Source organism: Litchfieldia sinesaloumensis (genome assembly GCF_900156865.1).
GTDB classification, from domain to species: domain Bacteria; phylum Bacillota; class Bacilli; order Bacillales; family Bacillaceae_L; genus Ferdinandcohnia; species Ferdinandcohnia sinesaloumensis.
The window spans coordinates 1,696,066-1,714,030 of the sequence record NZ_LT732529.1; the positions used below are offsets into that span (position 1 = coordinate 1,696,066).

20 protein-coding genes are annotated in these 17,965 nt (G+C 38.7%); 7 read left to right on the plus strand and 13 right to left on the minus strand.

The genetic code is table 11. The features are described 5' to 3' along the window. Window positions 1–82 precede the first annotated feature (82 nt). Window positions 83–841, minus strand: a complete 759-nt coding sequence (locus tag CZ490_RS08360; RefSeq protein ID WP_077618462.1) for an SDR family oxidoreductase — start codon at window positions 839–841, stop codon at window positions 83–85. Between the two features lie 191 nt (window positions 842–1,032). On the opposite strand from CZ490_RS08360, the gene CZ490_RS08365 reads away from it, so the two are divergent. After that, window positions 1,033–1,641 carry a TetR/AcrR family transcriptional regulator gene (locus CZ490_RS08365; protein WP_077618463.1) on the plus strand — a complete coding sequence of 203 codons (609 nt, stop codon included), beginning with the start codon at window positions 1,033–1,035 and terminating at the stop codon, window positions 1,639–1,641. Between the two features lie 56 nt (window positions 1,642–1,697). On the opposite strand, the gene CZ490_RS08370 is transcribed toward CZ490_RS08365, so the two are convergent. Continuing rightward, window positions 1,698–3,191 (minus strand): YcdB/YcdC domain-containing protein, encoded by a 1,494-nt coding sequence (locus tag CZ490_RS08370; protein ID WP_077618464.1) that lies wholly within the window; start codon window positions 3,189–3,191, stop codon window positions 1,698–1,700. A 184-nt stretch (window positions 3,192–3,375) separates the two neighbouring features. Between CZ490_RS08370 and CZ490_RS08375 the strand changes: the two genes are divergently transcribed. Next, window positions 3,376–4,068, plus strand: a complete 693-nt coding sequence (locus CZ490_RS08375; protein ID WP_077618465.1) for a thermonuclease family protein — start codon at window positions 3,376–3,378, stop codon at window positions 4,066–4,068. A gap of 75 nt (window positions 4,069–4,143) precedes the next feature. After that, window positions 4,144–5,355 carry a NupC/NupG family nucleoside CNT transporter gene (locus CZ490_RS08380; RefSeq protein ID WP_077618466.1) on the plus strand — a complete coding sequence of 404 codons (1,212 nt, stop codon included), beginning with the start codon at window positions 4,144–4,146 and terminating at the stop codon, window positions 5,353–5,355. An 80-nt stretch (window positions 5,356–5,435) separates the two neighbouring features. Here the strand turns inward: CZ490_RS08380 and CZ490_RS08385 are convergent, their stop codons facing one another. Further along, window positions 5,436–6,095 (minus strand): 3-oxoacid CoA-transferase subunit B, encoded by a 660-nt coding sequence (locus CZ490_RS08385; protein ID WP_077618467.1) that lies wholly within the window; start codon window positions 6,093–6,095, stop codon window positions 5,436–5,438. A gap of 12 nt (window positions 6,096–6,107) precedes the next feature. Next, the gene (locus tag CZ490_RS08390; protein WP_077618468.1) at window positions 6,108–6,797 is read right to left on the minus strand and encodes a CoA transferase subunit A; all 690 of its coding nucleotides are present in this window, start codon (window positions 6,795–6,797) and stop codon (window positions 6,108–6,110) included. Between the two features lie 148 nt (window positions 6,798–6,945). On the opposite strand from CZ490_RS08390, the gene CZ490_RS08395 reads away from it, so the two are divergent. Further along, window positions 6,946–7,827: a LysR family transcriptional regulator gene (locus CZ490_RS08395; protein ID WP_077618469.1), complete on the plus strand. Its 882-nt coding sequence runs from the start codon at window positions 6,946–6,948 to the stop codon at window positions 7,825–7,827. Between the two features lie 76 nt (window positions 7,828–7,903). Here the strand turns inward: CZ490_RS08395 and CZ490_RS08400 are convergent, their stop codons facing one another. The 4 genes from CZ490_RS08400 to CZ490_RS08415 all read right to left on the minus strand — a co-directional run bounded on the left by CZ490_RS08400 (window position 7,904) and on the right by CZ490_RS08415 (window position 12,277). Further along, entirely contained in the window at window positions 7,904–9,682 is a 1,779-nt protein-coding gene (locus CZ490_RS08400) for an adenine deaminase C-terminal domain-containing protein (protein WP_077618470.1), read from the minus strand. Between the two features lie 198 nt (window positions 9,683–9,880). Beyond that, on the minus strand, window positions 9,881–11,014 hold the full coding sequence (solA, locus tag CZ490_RS08405; RefSeq protein ID WP_077618471.1) for an N-methyl-L-tryptophan oxidase: 1,134 nt from the start codon (window positions 11,012–11,014) through the stop codon (window positions 9,881–9,883). 150 nt (window positions 11,015–11,164) lie between these two features. Continuing rightward, on the minus strand, window positions 11,165–11,530 hold the full coding sequence (locus tag CZ490_RS08410; RefSeq protein WP_077618472.1) for a DUF1801 domain-containing protein: 366 nt from the start codon (window positions 11,528–11,530) through the stop codon (window positions 11,165–11,167). Between the two features lie 39 nt (window positions 11,531–11,569). After that, window positions 11,570–12,277, minus strand: coding sequence for a DNA alkylation repair protein (locus CZ490_RS08415; RefSeq protein ID WP_077618473.1), 708 nt, complete (start codon window positions 12,275–12,277; stop codon window positions 11,570–11,572). 112 nt (window positions 12,278–12,389) lie between these two features. Between CZ490_RS08415 and CZ490_RS08420 the strand changes: the two genes are divergently transcribed. Then, on the plus strand, window positions 12,390–12,761 hold the full coding sequence (locus tag CZ490_RS08420) for a VOC family protein (protein ID WP_077618474.1): 372 nt from the start codon (window positions 12,390–12,392) through the stop codon (window positions 12,759–12,761). Window positions 12,762–12,822: 61 nt separating this feature from the next. On the opposite strand, the gene CZ490_RS08425 is transcribed toward CZ490_RS08420, so the two are convergent. The 3 genes from CZ490_RS08425 to CZ490_RS08430 form a co-directional block, all read right to left on the minus strand. Then, entirely contained in the window at window positions 12,823–13,218 is a 396-nt protein-coding gene (locus CZ490_RS08425) for a VOC family protein (RefSeq protein WP_077620997.1), read from the minus strand. A 109-nt stretch (window positions 13,219–13,327) separates the two neighbouring features. After that, a complete protein-coding gene (locus CZ490_RS22905; RefSeq protein ID WP_268762059.1) occupies window positions 13,328–13,462 on the minus strand; it encodes a hypothetical protein in 135 nt (44 codons plus the stop codon). A gap of 121 nt (window positions 13,463–13,583) precedes the next feature. Beyond that, window positions 13,584–14,870 carry an NCS2 family permease gene (locus CZ490_RS08430; RefSeq protein ID WP_077618475.1) on the minus strand — a complete coding sequence of 429 codons (1,287 nt, stop codon included), beginning with the start codon at window positions 14,868–14,870 and terminating at the stop codon, window positions 13,584–13,586. Window positions 14,871–14,991: 121 nt separating this feature from the next. Between CZ490_RS08430 and CZ490_RS08435 the strand changes: the two genes are divergently transcribed. After that, the gene (locus CZ490_RS08435) at window positions 14,992–15,858 is read left to right on the plus strand and encodes a LysR family transcriptional regulator (RefSeq protein ID WP_077618476.1); all 867 of its coding nucleotides are present in this window, start codon (window positions 14,992–14,994) and stop codon (window positions 15,856–15,858) included. A gap of 290 nt (window positions 15,859–16,148) precedes the next feature. Here the strand turns inward: CZ490_RS08435 and cspD are convergent, their stop codons facing one another. Both cspD and msrA read right to left on the minus strand, forming a co-directional pair. Further along, a complete protein-coding gene (cspD, locus tag CZ490_RS08440; protein WP_077618477.1) occupies window positions 16,149–16,349 on the minus strand; it encodes a cold-shock protein CspD in 201 nt (66 codons plus the stop codon). 273 nt (window positions 16,350–16,622) lie between these two features. After that, window positions 16,623–17,588 carry a peptide-methionine (S)-S-oxide reductase MsrA gene (gene msrA, locus CZ490_RS23150; RefSeq protein WP_077618478.1) on the minus strand — a complete coding sequence of 322 codons (966 nt, stop codon included), beginning with the start codon at window positions 17,586–17,588 and terminating at the stop codon, window positions 16,623–16,625. Window positions 17,589–17,704: 116 nt separating this feature from the next. Here msrA and CZ490_RS08450 point away from each other — a divergent pair, with 116 nt between their 5' ends. Next, window positions 17,705–17,950 (plus strand): DNA alkylation repair protein, encoded by a 246-nt coding sequence (locus CZ490_RS08450; RefSeq protein WP_077618479.1) that lies wholly within the window; start codon window positions 17,705–17,707, stop codon window positions 17,948–17,950. The last annotated feature ends 15 nt before the right edge of the window (window positions 17,951–17,965 follow it).

Sequence of the window (17,965 nt, forward strand, 5' to 3'; positions counted from 1 at the left end):
ATGTAATCGTACTAAAATTAATAAAGACAGGTCAGTGTCCATATTGGTACACTGGCCTGTCCCTTTGTTGGAAGTTATGAAATTAATACGCTGTCCAGCCAGCATCTCCAGTTACAACTGTTCCGTTTACGAAGCTTGCGTCATCTGAAGCAAGGAATAAAGCAATTGTTGCAATTTCTTCTGGTTTTCCTGTGCGTGGGTTAATCGCCAATCCTGGCATAATGCGACCCATTCCGAAATCACTTCGACCTGTCATTGACGCACTGATATTTGTTTCAACACCACCTGGAGCAATTGCGTTACAACGAATACCATTTTGTGCGTACATAAATCCAGTGTTCTTCGTAAATCCAACTACCGCATGCTTAGAAGCCGTATACGCCGCACCCGCTCTAGCCCCTTGAAGTCCACCAGCAGATGCTACGTTAATAATCACACCAGCTTGTTTCTCTAAGAAGATTGGAAGTACTTTACGTGTTGCACGCATGACGCTAGTTGTATTGATTGCAAATATTCTCTCCCACTTTTCGTCTTCAATTTCACCAGCAGGTTCAAAGTTGTCCATGATTCCAGCATTATTTACTAAAATATCCACTGTTCCATACGTATTCACAGCAGTGTCGATTAAGTGTTGGATATCTTCTTCTTTTGCAACATTTGCCATAACAGCGATTGCTTCGCCACCGTTGGCTTTTATTTCTTCAACCGTTGCATTAGCAGCTTCAATATTAATATCGGAAACGACTACCTTCGCGCCTTCTTTCGCATAAAGAATAGCAATTGATTTTCCCATTCCTGAAGCAGCACCAGTTACTACAGATACCTTATTTTCAAGTCTCATGTTCATTCCTCCAATTATGATAGAATGCATTAGAATTAATAAACAGTTGTTTACTATTCAATAACTACTTTTAGTATAATAAAAGAGTTAATCCGCTTACAATCAGCAAAATCGTTTCATATTGTTTACTAACCAACAAAAACCAACCCTTTTGTATATTATTTCAGGTAACTAAACACAGGAGGAACTACATGTCCAGTAAAAATGATTATCTAGACCGAAGAATAATTAAGTCGAAGAGAGCAATGAAGGATGCCATTTTAGTATTGTTGAATGAAAAGGATTATGAGGAGATTTCGATAACTGATATTGTGCGAGTAGCGGACTTAAATCGTGGTACATTTTACAAACATTATCAATATAAAGAGGACATTTTGAATGAAATTTTAAACGAAGTAATAGAAGATTTAATCGAATCCTACCGTGAACCATATAAAAGAGTTGAATTACTTGAAATCCGAAAACTAACGACATCCGCTGTAAAAATCTTTGATCACGTATATAAATATGCAAATTTTTATACCCATATCGTTAAAACAACCAACCTGACAAGCTTTCAAAACAAGTTTTGCACTGTCTTAAAGGAGCTTGTGTTAACTGACTTACATGATTCCTTTAGTAACCAAAGAATTGATAGAGAAATCCATGCCAACTATCAAGCCTATGCGATATTGGGTATGGTGATAGAATGGATAAACGGCGGATTCAAATACAGTCCTAATTATATGGCGGAGCAGCTTCTCGAAATCATTAAGTATAACCGAGCAGATTCTGTTGTAAAGCCAATGATTAAAAAATAGCTGTGTTAAATGACAGGTACATTATCCATTTTGGCACAATGTACCTGACCTAAGTATTAACTGAAGAAAGTTGCATCTCCTACATCTACATACATGGCTTTTCCTGTAATTGCGTCGATTGCCCGGACATGGCCAACCGTACTCGGAAAACTAGGAGTATATGCCAGTGTATAGATGGACTTTCCATCTTCATCGTATTCACGGATGAACATTAATTCCATTTTCAAATGTTTCTTATAGATTTCCTTCGCTTCTGCAATCGTAACTTCAGGAGATGTTCGTAAATTTTCAAATATATCCGCATCAGGTAAATCTACGTTTACATGCGTGATTTTCCCTGTAAACTGCCCTACTTGAATGATTGAAACATGTTGATCAATTCGAACTCCATTATGATACACATGAATATAGAATGCATAGCTATCCTCTTGCTCAATATATTCGTCCCATTCGTCTTCATCAAAGTTTTCCTCTTCAAACTCCCCATCTATAAATTCATCTGGTGTAAAACCTTCATCCTCAACTTCTTCCACCTCATCTTCGAAATTATCCATTTCGGTTTCAGAGGCTTCTAAACGGAACCTTTCATGCGCATCAGGAAACAGCGTAAACAACACTTCTAGCGCACGTTCCTTCGCACGGTCTACGCCAATGTCTTCCCCACCACTGTTATACTCTTCACCGCTTACAACCTGTAGAAGCAAATTCGTTTCTTCATCAAAGCATAGCTTAATCACATGGTCATCACTTTCTTCCATGTCAAAACTATATTCACCAATCGACTCTAGTGTAGACCAAATTTCAATCACTTTGCCTTCCTTGACCCGTTTATCTAAAAGCTTGTACCCAGCTGTTAAGCCGATTAATTCATAGATATTATGATTATGAACTACCATTTTTTCGATTTCTGAATCCATCTCAAACTCTTCTCGAATACTAGATGATTCAGAACCGTTAACAGGGATTTCCATAAGCTGCTCAATCACACTATAAGCTAGATGGTATTGATCATCCCCATTTTCAAATATATCTCGATTAAATCTTTGAATACTTAACTCGAACTTTATACCATTAATGTATTTGTCCAAAGCTTCCTCTTCTGATACTACGATATCGGTATAACGAACTTCATACTCTTCATCATCCGCACAATAAAAGCTTGTAATTTGTCCCGACGTTGAAACGGAAACGGTAAAACCAGTACTATGGATAAAGATTCCGTACTTTTCATCTCTCTTTTCATATGAAATCATATACGGATTATCTAAATCTAGAATGGCAGATAGTTCAAATTCCTTTTGATCCGGATAAAAGGTATCGACAAATTTTTGTGCTATTTCAGCCATTTGTTCTTTTTGAAGATTACCTTTTGAAGGTTCATCCATTAATGAAAATCCAACAAGCTCCCCGTTTTCATTTAAAGAATAACTACCGATTTCCTCATTCGTCTCGGCATCAACTATTTCAAAACTACTTTCATCAAATTCTGACTCTTTATCGTATACTTTGACTGGTAAAAAACGCTGTATTTTCCCCAATGTTTCACTCATGATTGTCCTCCAATAAACCGTCTTATATGGTATTTTACCATTTCAGTCGATGATTGAAATATGTATTTTTCATATATCTTCCAGGTTGCTACTTAGGTAGTAATTTTACAAGTTTCTCTTGAAAATAAAGTGATTTTCCTTATGATTAATAAGTACCATAGTTACAATAGTAAAGGAAGATATCATGAAAAACGTATTAAAAACATCCATCCTTCTATTCATCATTACTATATTATCCGCATGTACGGGTTCTGTTGACAGTAAAGGGATTCAGGATTTAGCTGACAACGTAAAAAAAGCCAGCGAAGTGGTTGGTTCACAAGAACTAGAAGAAGTCAGCGATGCAGTTGGAAATGCTGCTGAACTTGCCGGTGAGATCGAAAGCTTAGCTGATGTCCTTACGAAATTACCCGAAGAGGTTAATGAAGATAATGTTGTTACGGCTCATATTGAATCATGTTATGACGGTGACACATGTAGAGCCATCGTTAACGGGCAAAAGGAATCCCTTCGATTTTTACTAGTGGACTCTAGTGAAATTAAAGGTGGGCCAATGCCGTATGCTGAAGAAGCTCGTGATTTCCTAAATGATTTAGTTGAGGGTAAAGAAATTGTTCTTGAGTTGGGTAAAGGTGATAGCCGTGATAAGTATGACCGTTTGCTTGTCTACGGATTTCTACCAAGTGGAGAAAACATCCAAGAAATGATGCTTAGAGAAGGACTACTCACCGTACGGTACATCTATGAAGATCAAAAATATCTTAATGACTATACTGACGCTCTTGAAGAGGCAAAAAATGCTAAAATCGGTATTTGGTCCATACCAGGTTACGCTGGTTACGACCAACCATATAATGTAGATGCTGTAATACGGTAATAACTTATCCAATGATCAAATTAATTCCGTATATTACCTACCAAAAAAGATAAATCTACCGTTAGAGGTGATTTGATGAACGTTATTTGGGGGATATTCGGAATTTTTGTAGTTTTAGGGATTGCTTTATTACTTTCCCAAAAACGGCGAAGTATTAATCTCCGTACCATTCTTATTGGTTTACTCATCCAGTTTAGCTTTGCATTCATCGTTTTAAAATGGGAAGCAGGAAGAGCAGCACTTAAATGGTTTTCAGCGAGAGTTCAAGATGTTATAAATTATGCGAATGAAGGTATATCTTTTCTATTTGGTTCATTGGCCAATACCAATGAATTCGGAGTCATCTTTGCTTTTCACGTATTAACCATTATCGTCTTCTTTTCGTCACTCATTTCTGTTCTTTATTATCTTGGGGTGATGCAATGGTTTATTAAGATTATTGGCGGAGGCTTATCTAAGCTACTTGGAACCTCCATGACTGAATCTATGTCTGCAGCAGCTAATATCTTTGTTGGCCAGACAGAAGCACCGTTAGTCATCCGGCCTTACTTAGCAAAAATGACAAACTCTGAACTTTTTGCCGTCATGACAGGAGGACTTGCTTCTGTTGCAGGGTCCGTTCTTGTTGGGTATGCACTATTAGGTGTTCCCTTAGAATACCTTCTAGCAGCAAGTTTTATGGCTGCACCATCTGGGCTTGTTTTAGCAAAGATTATGCTACCTGAAACCGACCGCTCTAACGTCAAAGAATTCGAAATGGAAAAAGATACAGATTCTACGAATGTCATTGATGCAGCAGCACGTGGTGCAAGTGATGGTTTACAGCTCGCTTTAAATGTCGGGGCCATGTTATTAGCTTTTATTGCACTAATTGCGTTAATTAATGGGATTTTGGGTGGTATTGGAAACATCTTTAATTACGACGCGTTAAGTCTTGAAGGAATATTGGGTGTTATCTTTTCACCTATAGCATTTGCGATAGGTGTACCATGGGCAGAAGCGATTACAGCAGGAAGTTTTATAGGTCAAAAGTTAGTCTTAAACGAATTCGTTGCCTATTCCGCCTTTGCTCCTCAAATTGGCCAACTAACTGAAAAAACCGTTATCGTTGTAAGTTTTGCTTTATGTGGCTTTGCCAATTTAAGCTCAATGGCGATTTTACTTGGGGGATTAGGTGGACTAGCACCTTCTCGCCGATCTGATATCGCTAAATTAGGGTTACGAGCAGTTGCTGCTGGAATGCTAGCTTCCTTACTAAATGCAGCCATTGCCGGGATGTTTATTTAAAGGATAAGGTTGACCTTACCCAATAAATAATTAATAAGAAAACCTCCAAACACTTATGTTGGGGGTTTTTGTTTTTCTTATTAATATGCACCTTGCTTCACATCGTCTGAAACAATTAATTCGGCCTCTGTGGATTCAATTATATCTTGAATACTGTATCCGTTCGCTACCTCAACTAGCTTCAATCCGTTCTCTGTTACATCGATAACTGCTCGATCTGTAATAATTCGATCAACGACTCTTTTACCGGTGAGTGGTAAACTACATTCCTTCAGAATCTTCGGTTGACCATGCTTATTTACATGTTCCATAATGACGATTGTCTTTTTCGCACCATGCACTAAATCCATCGCACCACCCATACCTTTAATCATCTTACCGGGAATCATCCAGTTAGCTAGGTCGCCATTCTCAGCTACTTCCATTCCCCCTAGAATTGCAATGTCAATATGCCCACCGCGTATCATTGCGAATGATTCAGAACTGCTAAAGAAACTTGCACCTTGAATGGCCGTGACTGTTTCTTTTCCAGCATTAATGAGATCCGGGTCTACCTCTTCCTTTGAAGGATAAGGTCCAATACCCAATAATCCATTCTCCGATTGCAAAACCACATGTTTATTGTCAGAAATATAATTCGCCACCATTGTCGGCATTCCGATACCAAGATTCACATAATTTCCGTCCTGAATTTCCTGCTCCGCCCTTTGTGCAATCTTCACTCTTACGTTATTCGACATCACTAGACCTCCTTAATTACTAACCGTTAATCGTTCAATGCGTTTTTCGTGTTTACCAACAATAAGACCTTGGACATAAATACTTGGTGTGTGTATTTCATTCGGGTCGAGTTCGCCAACCTCGACGATTTCCTCTACCTCTGCAATCGTATATTTTCCAGCAGCAGCCATCATTGGATTGAAGTTTTGTGCTGTTTTTCGGTACACTAAATTCCCCATTTTATCCGCCTTCCAAGCCTTTACTAAACTAAAATCAGCGGTTAACCCTTCTTCTAATAGATATTCTTTTCCATTAAACTCTCTAGTTTCTCGTCCTTCAGCTATTGGTGTACCTACTCCAGCCGGTGTGTAGAATGCTGGAATCCCCGCTCCTCCAGCACGAATTTTTTCTGCTAACGAACCTTGTGGGACAAGTTCAACCTCTAATTCCCCGCTTAAAACCTGTCTTTCAAATTCTTTGTTTTCTCCTACATAGGAGGAGATCATCTTTTTAATTTGTTTGTTTTGCAATAGGATACCGAGTCCCCAATCATCTACACCACAATTATTTGAAATGACAGTTAAATCTCCTACATTCGTCTTACGTAGACCATGAATCAGATTTTCCGGAATTCCTACAAGGCCGAAGCCACCTACCATTAAAGTCATTCCATCTTTGATACCGCTAACAGCTTCTTCAAAGCTTGTAAATATTGTTTTCATACATTTCCCCTCCTACAATACTTCTCAACGCCACTCCGTTTCGAAATTTTCAGTATCTTCTTAATAAAATTTTACAACAACCATATTTATCCGTAAAATGAATAATAAGAATAATCAATATTACGAATTGGAATAAAAGGAGTATTCAATGGAACTGAAAGATTTACGCTACTTTATGGAAGTTGTCGATTATGGAAGTTTTACAAAAGCAGCAGTTAACACCTATATATCGCAGCCCACATTAAGTAAGTCCATTAAAAAATTGGAAACTGACCTCAATGTCGAGCTGTTTGAACGGTCAACCCGAAAGTTGGTTTTGACGGATGCGGGTGAAATTGTCTATAAGCAAGCAACTAAAATCCTTGGCTCTACCAAAGAACTTCATACTCTACTAGATGATCTTATGAATCTGCCAACCGGTACGATTAAAATTGGGATACCCCCTTTGATTGGTACTCTTTTCTTCCCAACTATTGCCGGGAAGTTTGGCATGCAACATACACACGTTTCACTAGAATTAATCGAACTTGGGGCCAAACGGATTGAACACCTTGTTGATGATGGACAAGTTGACGTTGGAATTGTAGTAAATCCAACAGACAACAAAAGATTTAGCGTCCAACCATTTATCAAAGAAGAATTTATGCTCTTTACTCACCCGGATCATCCATTCTCAAATGAGGAAACTATTAAACTAGAACAATTACAACATGAATCGTTTATTCTATTTAATCAAGAATTTGCTTTGCATCATTTAATTATCCAGCACTGTCAGCGTGCAGGATTTACTCCAAACATTGCGTATGTAAGTTCGCAATGGGACCTAATCACCGAACTGGTCATCGCTCAGCTTGGGATTACCCTTTTGCCAAAATCCATTTATTCGAAAATGGATGAATCCACCATCACAATGATTCCAATAGAATCCCCACCAATGTGGGAGCTGTCGGTTATTACAAAAAAAGACCGATACCAGTCCTTTGCGGTAAGGGCGTTATTGGATTTTCTTGGTGAGGCGTTTAACCATTAACAAAACCCTTTATTAAAGAATTCTTATAAAAAAAACCTACAAACAAGTTTTATATGTTTGTAGGTTTTGCTATTACTTATTTCGTAACTTCCCTTGTAAACGCTTCCGCCTTCAACAAAATCTCATCCCGCTTCACTTCGTATAACCCATAAGGTACCAAGCGTAAACCTGGTAAGAAATCACAGGTTAAAAAGAGTAACGTATACAGTATATCATGGAATGGAAATCCACGTTCTTGCAGGGTTTGAAGAAGATCATCATGATATTCGACTGCTTTATCAAATGATGAACTCGTTGTCATCATTCCTGTAAGTGGTAATGGAATTTCAAGGATGATTTCCTCACCATCAACAATAACGATTCCCCCGCCTATTTCATGTACGCGCGTTGCAGCTTTAGCCATTGCTTGTGGACTTCTACCAACAGCCAGTAATTCTGTGGTTGTATTATACGTCGAGGCCATTCCATCAAGCGTAACAGCAAATCGCTCCAAGATGGCTCTGCTTATCCAATTCCCACGACGATCAATCAACGCGGAATACATAAGCCCTTCTTGATCAGACAAATCGGCGTAACCATCCACAGACGGGATTATCGTATCCTTCCTAGCAGTAATGACATTACTCTTAAAATAAGAAACAGGTAACGGTTGTTGTTCATCATGATGTGGATATTGATAAAGTTTTGGGTTTTCGAGAACAGATTTCGGAAATTCAAACGCTTCACGTACAGCGTATTTCATCCAGTCTACTTCAGGCATCGATGCCAATAATTGACCATTTTCAGCGACAATTTCGCCACCTGCTACAACTAAATCAGGTCTAAAATCGACTAAATCAGGTAGTAATAGGATGTCTGCCTTTCTTCCTGGTGCTATTCCGCCGATATAATCCTCGAGACGTAGAAAAGTTGCGGCATTAATTGTCACCATTTGGATGGCATCCATGACAGGTACCCCGAGTTCGACCGCTCGACGCACAAGTCCATCGACAAAGCCTTCTCTTTCAATAAAACCAGGGTGTGGCCCATCCGTTGTCATGACGATTCGACTTGTATTAACGTTTCCTTCAGTTATCATTTTTATCACTTCTTCAAGGTCCGGCCTGAGCGAACTGTTTCTAAGTGTCGTCCACATGCCTAATCGAAGTCGATCGAGTGCCTCTTTTGCGGTAATCGCCTCATGACAGGCTGTCACACCTGATGCGACAATCGCATTCAATTTTTCATATGAACAACCTGAAGTATGCCCATCAGAAATTTTTCCAATCTCTTTGACATAGTCCATTGTTTCAAGCAAGAATGGATCTCCATTATAAAGCAACGGCCAACGTGTGACTTCCGCTGAACCAACTACCTCATCCATTGCTAAAAGCTCCCTGATGTCCTCATGGTTATACCAGTCTCGTTCACCAGGATAATCAGCTTGCGAAACCAGTCTAACAAGCCAAAGAAAGTTTCCTGGTAAAGATTTCAAGTCATGAACCATATCCATGAAGCCTTTCGCTCCCATATGTAAGTAGAAAAATAGATTATCATTAACCGAGGTGGTTGTGCCCAGTGGCAACACCTTGCTCGTCATACTGATTGGATTATAAACAACCCAAGGGTGAGAATGCGCCTCAATAAACCCAGGCGATACATACTTTCCTTCGGCATTTATAACTTTTGTATGTTCCCCCACCATTGCCTCACTTTCACCAACATACGCTATACTGTCCTTATATACGGCTACATTCATCTTTAAAAATTCTCCAGAGTACACATTAATAACTGTCCCACCTTTAATATACAAATCGGCAGGAATAGTACCCTTTGCTACTTCCACTAACTCACTTCTTTTTGCCCTAAGCTTCAAACTCCTTCACTCCCCACTCACTATATATTACGTTTTTATTTCTACCGTTTATATAACATAATAGTAATAAGAAAAGTGAATACCTGTCAATCATATTGCACAAATTTATTAAAAATTAAGATATTTGATAAAGGGACAGGTCCCTTGTCCCAGTTTCTACACAAAAGGCAGTCCGATTTGGACTGCCTTCGTTATCCTCTATTTACTAAACCGCTGAATAGCAAATGGGCGAATATCAAACGTTGTTTGATGATTTCCCGTTACTAACTCACTAAGTATTTCTCCTACGACACTACTAAATTTGAAACCGTGCCCTGAGAAGCCACAAGCAATCACAACATGGTCATACTTCGGATGTCTGTCAATGATAAAATCCTCATCTGGAGTGTTTGTATATGTACAGACCTTCCCCAGCTTGTGTTCTCCGACTTTATGAAGATAGCGCTCTGCAAAACGACTTACATCAGCACTATCTTGTTCATAGGATCCAAATTCCGGATTTGGTTTATCCATATCTCTAGGTTGACCTCCATCATGTCTTCCAATCTTAACACCCGCTCCGTTAATACTCGGAAATCCGTAATACGTTTCATCCGGTAATTCAAAGGCGAAGGCAGGGAATATGTCAGAATGATAGATTTCCTCATCTGTATCAAACCACGAAAACGTTTTTCTCACTTCCTGTAACGGCAATTCTAAGCCAACGAGCGGAAGTAGTTTTCGCGCTCCCGCACCAGGAGTGACAAGGAGTGTTTCACCTGTAAATATCTCTGTCTCGGTATTTACCTGTACATGATTCTCATAAATCGATATAGATGTAACTGGTGAATAAGGTTTAAAAATGGCACCATGTTTCAGCGCTTGCGTTTTATACGCGCTAATACAAAACTCACTCATCAGAACACCTGAATCACGTTCATAACAGCCAATGAAGCCTTCAGGCACAGTAACACCGTCCCATCTTCGCGTAATTTCCTCAGCTGACAACTGTTCAACATTTAATGAATATTTATGTGCCGACCTTATGACATTCTGAATAAATGTCGAGTGAGGTGCAGCAACATTCAAAACACCTGTTTTTATAAAAATCTCTTCTGGCGATAATTCCTGTAACTCATTCCACAGTTCCTGTGCTCTAAGCGCCATCTCAACATAGCTTTCACCTTCACCGTAGGCATGTCGAATGATTCGAGTTTCCCCATGATGCGAGCCTTCTGTATGTGGTGGATTGTGAGAATCTAGTAATAAGACACGTTTCCCTTTCTTAGCCAGATAATAGCCAGCGGCCATCCCCATCGAGCCTGCACCTACAATAATTACTTCAAAGTCCATTATGACAACCTCCAAATCAATTACAGCAGAAAACACTATAAATCTACAAGTTTGAATAAATAGAATCTTACTCCTAAGTAGATTAAAATTCAATGTGCTGTACCGTAATTTCCCTACTAAAAAAGTTCGTCATATGACGAACCTTCACATTTATTTCTCATTTAATTCTATTGCTTTTTTAATAAGAGACTCAAAAAGCTCTGGCTGAATGTCTCCCATTTTTTTAATCCTAATATGCCTCATACCTTTTCCTGAACCTTGTAATAGTGAATTATTATCGTTTTCCTGAAGTTCAACACCTCTATGGAAACCGAGATTCACATGTTTTTTGGATGATTGCAAATAACAAACCAATCCATTGTAGTTGTAATTCGGCATGGACCATTTATATTCCTCAACTAAGTTCTGTGACGTATTCAAAATAATGTCTCGTAATGCATTCGTAATGCTTTGAATTTCTTCTGGTAGATCCAAAATATACTGGTCAACCGCCTCTATTGTTCTTCCGTTTTCCATTTATTTCACCTTCATTCGTTTTCGATGTCCAACTCATAATCAACAAATACACGTCTTACGCTTCAAACCTACTCTATTTTTCGCTTCCACTTTTTTTATGTAATCTGCCGCCAGTGGAACCTTACATGCAGTATTCCCGACATCCACATGCACTTTTCCAATTTGTTCTGCAACTTGCTTCGCTTCTTCATTTAGTTCAGCCACATAGGTACCCACAGACAAGACGAAGCTATTCATAACATACCGTACGCGGTTTCGCTCTTCATGGATGTTCGTTTTCACTTGATTTAAAAGCTCTTTGATTTCTAAAATATCAAGTTGTTCATCTGGTGTGATTGATAAGTAGTTTGAATATGTACTCCATCCACAAACTGCAATCATTTCTTCTTCTGCGTTCATCCATTCTCTAGCCAATTCAAGCGCATACTCACTTTCAGCTGCCACTTGTGCAACCGTGTATTCAGCAGCCATATACCAATATGCTTTAGAAACCCAATCTTGTAACGTCTCCTTCGTCATTAACTTAGGATTCACCGAAAGACCTGCTAAATACATGGCATCGTGATTACCAGAATCATATAATTTCAGTGCTAATTCATGATCTTTCTTTACAAACTTGACAAGCTTCTTTAAATCTCCTATTTTCACTCCAAAATGAGGCTCTTTTACACCGTGATTCTGATAAATTTGCTTTATTTGTTCGGAACCTAATTTTTCAAGTTTTTGCATTATCTCATCATAGGTCACACGACTCACCCTTTCTTAAAATCTTATTTTTGATGCAACATATCCTGTGATTCTTGTGGTTTTCTACACACTCATTTATAGTTAAATTATTACAATTTAGGAGGAGAAAATAATGAAACTAGGTGCTTTTTCAGTAAGTTTAAACGTTAAGGACATCCATAAGTCAAAGGAATTCTACGAAAACCTTGGATTTAAAACGCTTGGTGGGGACATCTCTCAAAATTGGCTCATCTTGAAAAATGAGAACACTGTCATCGGATTATTCCAGGGAATGTTTGATAAAAACATTCTCACTTTTAATCCTGGTTGGGATTCAAACGCCCAAAATCTCGATTCGTTTACAGACGTTCGTGATATCCAAAAGCAATTAAAAGAAAAAGGAATCACCATGTTAACCGAAGCAGAGGAATCTGGTGAAGGACCTGCACATTTTGTAATAGAAGATCCTGACGGCAATCAAATTCTTTTCGATCAGCATCGATAAATCAAATACATAGCAACTAACAAGCCTTTCACCCGTTTTGGGCAAAAGGCTTTTTTAAAACCTATTTTGCGTTTTCGTCAGGTTGATGAATTCCGAAGATATTTCCTTCTGTATCGATATAGTAACCCTGCCACGCCATTCCAGGAAGCGCATATTTCGGCATAGCAACCTTGCCACCATTCGCCAAGATTTTCTGTTCAACAGAATCGTAATCTGCCACACCCATTGTACAAGCATAACCATTCAAAGGCTGATTTGCTCCTGGGGGAGGACTTTGCCTTTGCATCAACGCTCCATCAATACCATGCTCTGACTTGTCTCCTGTAACAGCCCCAAAGTAAGGCATCCCTGCATAATCAGACCAATCTTGAAATTGCCATCCAAATACTTCACCATAAAACGTTTTTGCACGATCCATGTCATCAACATGTATTTCAAAATGTACGATTCTTCCCATACCATTCACCCACATTCCAATTATTTTCCTACAGTATGTAAATTCTACAAAGAGGTTATTATACCTCCTCCATTATTGGAATGTAAGATAAAGGTTAATCACTTTACCACTATTTTTTTGCTTCTAGATAGCTTTTTAAGGCATTTAAATCTTTTTCACACGCTTTTTTGAAGGTACCGGCCATCGATTTATCCAATAATCTTTTGTAGACTGCTTCTTGTCCGACATGCAAAGTCTTCTTCACTTCAAAGCGAATACTTAAACGTCTCTCTCCTTTTAAGCATTTTGTATCAGTATATCACGTAAGCCAAGATTAGGTAGTTTTCATCCATACAACAAAAGCAGCCCCTAAGGACTGCTATATATTAATGCATGTACTGAATCACAAAATTACTAATAAACAAAATTGCAATCATATAGAGTGCTGGATGGATTTCCTTGCCTTTACCCATTAATAGCTTCATCACAGGATACATAATAAAACCGATTGCCATACCGTCCGCTATGCTGTAGGTTAATGGAATTAATACAATGATTAACAGTGCTGGAAAGCTTTCTGTAAAATCTTCCATCGAGATATTGACGATGTTCTGCAACATTAGTACACCAATTAAGATAAGGATTGGCGATACCGCGCTTGCCGGAACGATTTTAATTACTGGAATAAATAAAATGGATACTAAAAACATAACCCCTGTAACGATACTAGTTAGTCCTGTTCTTCCACCTGCGGTTATCCCAGCGGCTGATTCCACTGACGCCACTGTTGGACTTGTTCCAAAAACACCTGACGATAACACAGATACCGCAGTTGCTTGAAGTGACTTTTTGCTACTTTCTGGGCGTTTTAGCATATTAGTATGTCCGTGTATCAAACCAATATTTTCAAAGACTAGGACCATCGCTAATGAGATTGAAGTTAACCAAAAAATGATGTTCCCTGCTTGAGCCCATGATAATTGACCAAACACCCCAAAGTATTCTTTAAAATCAGGTGTCGATAAGGAGACGCCTTCGAAGCTTGCTCCACCAAACCAAATCGCTAATACCGACGTAATTAAAATACTTAAAAGTAGGTTACCAGGTACATTTTTAATAAATAATATAACCGTAATAATTAACCCAATGAAAGTCGTAATAACAGTCGGGCTACTAAGATCCCCAATCGCAAGTAAAGTATGCTCTGAGCTTGTGATGATACCTGCATTGTCAAACCCGATTAAAATTAACAGAATTCCAATTCCAATTGTGATTGCTTCTTTTAACGAATTCGGAATTGAAGAAGTAATTACTTTTGCTAACGGAGTAAAAGCAATTACAATGAATATCAGACCTGAAACGAATACCATCGTCAATGCTTCTTGCCACGTAAAACCACCCGATTGAACAATCGTGTAAGTAAACATTGCGTTAAGTCCCATTCCAGGAATAAGGAGTATTGGTGTATTACTCCAGAACCCGATAATCACGCAACCTAGAAAACTAGTTAAAATGGTCGCAATAATTCCTGCTTCCATCGGAATACCCGCTACTGATAATATCGTAGCATTTACAATAATAATGTAAACAACCGTTATATATGAGATAAATCCAGCAGAAAATTCTCGTCCGATTGTAGTTCCATGTTGTTGTAATTTAAAAAAACGTTCCATCTTTATCACCTCTCTAACGTCCATATAAAACACGATGTTTATCATACCATGGACTTTTACTATATTAAAAATATATAATTCATATAGAAACCATAGTTTTTTTATATAGAAGGTGAAATGGATGGATATTAAGCAACTGCGTTATTTTATTGCAATCGCTGAAGAGAAAAATATTACAGCCGCTGCCAATCGACTTCATATGTCACAACCACCACTAAGTATGCAGTTGAAGCAATTAGAAGAAGAACTTAGCGTGAAATTATTTGAGCGGAATGGTAAGAGGATGGAGTTAACCGATAAAGGTGAGCTTCTCTATAAAAGAGCACTACAGCTCGTTCACAATATCGAGGAAGTTAAAAATGAAATACAGGAAACTGAGGAAGGAAAAAGAGGCGTACTTGCTGTTGGAATTAATACGTTGTCCGTATCAAGATTTTCGAACATGTTGCAGGCCTTTCATGATAAATACCCATTAGTATCATTGAAGATTGTTCAAAATGACTCCTTTTACCTTGCAGAAATGGTAAAAACACGAGCAATTGAAATGGCCTTTGTTCGTCTTCCATTAGAGCATCAAGATTTTATTTTTCAGCATCTCGTCAATGAACCGTTTGTGTTTGTAAGCAATGAGAAAAAACAATCAGTGACACTTGAGGAGATTTCGCATCTCCCCCTCATCATACCTAGTACTGAGGGCCTAGGAAGCTACAATATTATCCACGAGGCATTCTCACGTGAGAAACTTCGTTTTACAAGCATTGCAGAATGCTCTGATATGCATGTTCTAATGGAAATGGTTAAGAATGGAATGGGTTCGACGATTGTGCCAAAATCCGTACTGGACGTATATGGAGACAACACACTCCACTCTGCCCCGATTGAAGATGCCAATCTGATTTCCTCATTGGGAGTCATCTGGCTTGAGCATCATTACGTCTCCACCCCTGCGAAAAACTTTATTGAGTTGGTGAAAGAGAGGTTATCTTGAGTGTGTTAATTGCTACGGGGGAATAGAAGTGTGATCTGAATGTATGTACTTTTCTAGTAGGACATCGTCAAGGTTTTTTTGCCTCTACGTGTACCGCGAGACTCTTCTTGCGGGACATCCCCAACCCTTCTTCACTTCTGCATGTACCGCAATACATCTCTTGCAGCGACACATCCCTATTTTTTCCACTTTTGCCCGCACAGAGATCCCTAACCTAACCCGCACACCTACACATGAAAAAAACAGCCCTACAACGTAGGACTGTTTTGTGATTTCATTTATATGTTAGATTATAATTTAACTACGTTAGATGCTTGAGGTCCGCGGTTACCTTCAACGATTTCGAAAGAAACTTCTTGACCTTCTTCTAAAGTTTTGAAGCCATCGCCTTGGATTGCTGAGAAGTGTACGAATACATCGTCTCCACCTTGTACTTCGATGAATCCGAAGCCTTTTTCGCTGTTAAACCATTTTACTTTACCATTTTGCATGAAATATGCCTCCTAAAATGAACACACAAACCATTTGTGCATTTAAAAAATTAACCATTGTACACTTACATAAATCTAAAACAAATTCACATATAACTTCAGAAGAATAGTCTAATTCAAATTGAAATTAACGATCTTTTCTAACTTTTAAACTTATATAACGCAACAAAATGGTCTACTTAATCATAGCACCGCAGATTACCAGAGTCAACCAACAAATTTTAAAATAGTCTTTTTCTACCAATAGTTGTATAGACATCTACTAGATAAGTATTATTTGCTAAAAAGCTTGGTATACTCGGCATAGCCCTCTTTTTCAAGGTCTTCTTTCGGGATAAATCGAAGTGCCGCTGAGTTGATGCAGTAGCGCATACGAGTTGGGCCGGGTCCATCGTAAAATAAATGCCCAAGATGTGAATCGGCGGTATTACTTCTGACCTCTGTACGAATCATCCCATGAGATGTATCAAGCTCTTCCACGATTTCTTTTGCATCAATCGCCTTGGTAAAACTTGGCCAGCCGCAGCCTGCATCATATTGGTCCAGCGAACTGAATAACGGCTTGCCCGAAACAATATCGACATAAATACCGTCTTTAAAATTGTTCCAGAACTCATTTTGAAACGGAGGCTCAGTACCCTGCTCCTGCGTTACATAATATTGCATGTCTGTTAGATTTTTTTTCGCCTCTTCAAATTCCTTTGCCGCCCAATGCTTTCTAATAAATGTGTCCCTACCAGATCCTTTTCGATAACGATTATAGTGTTCAGGTTTTTTCTTATAATAATCTTGATGATACTCCTCAGCACGATAAAACTCTTTCGCAGGAATGATTGGCGTTACAATCGGTTTTGAGAAAATACCGCTTTCTGCAAGCTTTTGCTTCGATTGTTCGGCAATCTCTTTCTGTTCTTCGCTATGATAAAAAATCGCTGTTCGGTAGGATTCGCCACGGTCATAAAATTGTCCACCTGCATCAGTTGGATCAATTTGCTGCCAAAAGGTCTCCACTAGCTTTTCATAAGGAAAAATGTCTGGGTTAAATGTGATTTGCACAGCTTCGTAATGGCCCGTTGTTTCAGAACAAACCTCTTCATATGTTGGGTTTTCTTTCGTTCCGCCCGTATAACCAGAAACCACTTCAATGATGCCTGGTTGTGTGTCAAACGGCTTAACCATACACCAGAAGCAACCACCCGCAAAGGTCGCTTTTTCAACTTTTTCATGTGTATTTTCCATGTACCTCTTCCTTTCACCTTTTGCTATCACCATTATATCATTTCTATCGCTTCTACAAAAAAATACGCTCATACTCTAACCAAAAATGGAAAAAGTAAAAATTAGGAGGTGTAGAAATGAGTAGTCCTTATTTATGTCCTAATTGCAAATCCAATCGTTCCAGATTTAATATTATTGAACAAGTACCAAAATCAGTGAAAATGGACCCACAAAGTGGTGAAGTTGTAGAAGAATACACTGCGAACCTTGATCCTTTTCATGTCCCATACCGAGGACCAGAAATCAAAGTTCAATGTGGAGTCTGTGGCCTAATTGAAGATGAACAATCCTTTATTAAAAGAGCCCAGAACTATAAAGCCTAGAACCACGGAGCCCTG

Coding starts and splice junctions, on each gene's coding strand:
- CZ490_RS08360 (WP_077618462.1), bottom strand. CDS start 841: ATGAGACTTGAAAATAAGGTATCTGTAGTAACTGGTGCTGCTTCAGGA.
- CZ490_RS08365 (WP_077618463.1), top strand. CDS start 1,033: ATGTCCAGTAAAAATGATTATCTAGACCGAAGAATAATTAAGTCGAAG.
- CZ490_RS08370 (WP_077618464.1), bottom strand. CDS start 3,191: ATGAGTGAAACATTGGGGAAAATACAGCGTTTTTTACCAGTCAAAGTA.
- CZ490_RS08375 (WP_077618465.1), top strand. CDS start 3,376: ATGAAAAACGTATTAAAAACATCCATCCTTCTATTCATCATTACTATA.
- CZ490_RS08380 (WP_077618466.1), top strand. CDS start 4,144: ATGAACGTTATTTGGGGGATATTCGGAATTTTTGTAGTTTTAGGGATT.
- CZ490_RS08385 (WP_077618467.1), bottom strand. CDS start 6,095: ATGTCGAATAACGTAAGAGTGAAGATTGCACAAAGGGCGGAGCAGGAA.
- CZ490_RS08390 (WP_077618468.1), bottom strand. CDS start 6,797: ATGAAAACAATATTTACAAGCTTTGAAGAAGCTGTTAGCGGTATCAAA.
- CZ490_RS08395 (WP_077618469.1), top strand. CDS start 6,946: ATGGAACTGAAAGATTTACGCTACTTTATGGAAGTTGTCGATTATGGA.
- solA (WP_077618471.1), bottom strand. CDS start 11,014: ATGGACTTTGAAGTAATTATTGTAGGTGCAGGCTCGATGGGGATGGCC.
- CZ490_RS08410 (WP_077618472.1), bottom strand. CDS start 11,530: ATGGAAAACGGAAGAACAATAGAGGCGGTTGACCAGTATATTTTGGAT.
- CZ490_RS08420 (WP_077618474.1), top strand. CDS start 12,390: ATGAAACTAGGTGCTTTTTCAGTAAGTTTAAACGTTAAGGACATCCAT.
- CZ490_RS08425 (WP_077620997.1), bottom strand. CDS start 13,218: ATGGGAAGAATCGTACATTTTGAAATACATGTTGATGACATGGATCGT.
- CZ490_RS08430 (WP_077618475.1), bottom strand. CDS start 14,870: ATGGAACGTTTTTTTAAATTACAACAACATGGAACTACAATCGGACGA.
- CZ490_RS08435 (WP_077618476.1), top strand. CDS start 14,992: ATGGATATTAAGCAACTGCGTTATTTTATTGCAATCGCTGAAGAGAAA.
- cspD (WP_077618477.1), bottom strand. CDS start 16,349: ATGCAAAATGGTAAAGTAAAATGGTTTAACAGCGAAAAAGGCTTCGGA.
- msrA (WP_077618478.1), bottom strand. CDS start 17,588: ATGGAAAATACACATGAAAAAGTTGAAAAAGCGACCTTTGCGGGTGGT.
- CZ490_RS08450 (WP_077618479.1), top strand. CDS start 17,705: ATGAGTAGTCCTTATTTATGTCCTAATTGCAAATCCAATCGTTCCAGA.